The organism is Stenotrophomonas sp. 2YAF22, assembly GCF_052114665.1.
Lineage (GTDB): Bacteria > Pseudomonadota > Gammaproteobacteria > Xanthomonadales > Xanthomonadaceae > Stenotrophomonas > Stenotrophomonas indicatrix.
This window is the reverse complement of sequence record NZ_JBFRFE010000771.1, coordinates 1-1,682: the sequence shown is the minus strand read 5'-3', so window position 1 is coordinate 1,682 and position 1,682 is coordinate 1. Positions and strand designations below refer to the sequence as shown.

Genomic DNA, 1,682 nt, shown 5'->3' with positions numbered 1-1,682 from the left:
GTGCCGGTGCAGCCTCGGTCGGCTGCACGGCGACCGGCGCGTGTGAGGCTTCGACTTCGGGTGCCGTGGTGGCCTGGAGGGCAATCGGCAACGGCGGCGGCGACACCGCCGGCATCTGCGCGCTGTCTTCCAGCGGCGGATCGATCTGGAAGCGGGCGCGGTTCACCGGCGTGGCTGCCGCAGGCGAGGGCGAGGGCGCCACGATGGCGTCGGCAAACGGGGCGAAGATCTGTTCCGGCAGCGTCGAATCATTGACGGCGGCGCGCGCCAGGGTGGCGGCGAAGCCGGTGCTGCCACGCGTCGGCACGATCTCGTCGGCGCTGTCCAGGGTGCGGCCGGTAGCGCCGACGGCGGCGCGGGCGAGGGCGGCAACGGCCGAGGTGGTGGCGGCCACCGGCTCCGGTGCCGGGGTGCTGCTGCGACGGCGGGTGACCGCGGCGATCACTGCGTCGGCGGCGCTGCGCGGCTTCGGCGCGGGCGGCGGTGCCACGTCGCGGCGCGACGCTTCCAGGGCGCGCTGCACGGCGCTCTCATCGTAGTTGGCGGCGGCCACGATCTCGATGCCTTCCTCGATCCGGCGGTTGGACAGGATCACGGCATCAGGACCATGTTCCTTGCGCACCAGGTTCATGGCCGAGCGCATGTCGGCGGCGACGAATCGTTTGATTTTCATGCTGTGGTCACGGGACGAAGTCGGCGGAGTGGCGGTCGGAGAACGCGGATGGTCGGTGGTCTGCACGGTTCGGGTTCCCCTTGGAATCTGTCTGTTGCGGGTGTTTGAAAGTGGTGTCTGTTTTCTGGCGCGTTGCAGGGCGGCGTCAGCTGATCGTTCCGACCAGCTTCAGGCGCTTGTCCTCCGGCACCTCGCTGTAGGCCAGGACCGACAGCGACGGAACGCTGTGGCGGACCAGGCGGGCCAGCGCGGCTCGCACCGGGCCAGGTACCAGCACCACCGCGGGCTCGTTGCGGGCTTCCTGCTTGCTGACACATTCGGCCAGGCTCTGGTGCAGTCGCTCAGCGAGTCCGGGTTCCAGCGCGGCGCCGTTGCCCTGCGTGGACTCCTGCAAGACACGTTCCAATTGCGGGTTGAGGGTAAACACCGGCAGCTCCGCCGACATTCCGGCGATCTCCTGCACGATGAAGCGGCCCAGTGCGGTGCGCACGGCGGCGGTCAGCGTGGCCGGGTCCTGGCTGTGCGGGGCGTGTTCGACCAGTGCTTCGGCGATCTTGCGCAGCTGGCGGATCGGAATGCGCTCGACCAGCAGGTTCTGCAGCACGCGCACCACCGCCGACAGCGGCAGCGCTTTCGGCGTCAGATCTTCGACGAGCTTGGGCGCGCTCTTGGCCAGGTTGGCCAGCAGGTGCTGCACTTCCTCGTGGCCGAGCAGTTCCGGTGCGTGCTCGCGGATCAGGTGCGAAAGGTGGGTGGCCACCACCGTGGCCGGGTCGACCACGGTATAGCCCAGGGTTTCGGCCTGGGCGCGCTGGTGTGGCTGGATCCAGGTCGCGTCCAGTCCGAAGGCCGGGTCCTTGCCCGCGATGCCCTCCAGCGGACCGAGGGCACTGCCCGGGTCCAGCGCCAGTTCGCGGTCGGGATGGATCTCGGCAGTGGCCACCGGCACGCCATGCACCAGTACCCGGTAGCCGTTGGCCGGCAGTTCCAGGTTGTCGCGGATGTGGAC

General features: G+C 69.6%; 1 protein-coding gene and 1 pseudogene. Both read right to left on the bottom strand.

Going from position 1 to position 1,682, the window contains the following annotated elements; genetic code table 11:
* Positions 1-673: pseudogene (locus AB4Y84_RS20965) on the bottom strand (flagellar biosynthesis protein FlhF); the annotation flags it as partial.
* Positions 674-818: 145 nt separating this feature from the next.
* Positions 819-1,682 (bottom strand): FHIPEP family type III secretion protein (locus tag AB4Y84_RS20960; RefSeq protein WP_442250850.1); only part of this gene is annotated, 864 nt, incomplete at its 5' end.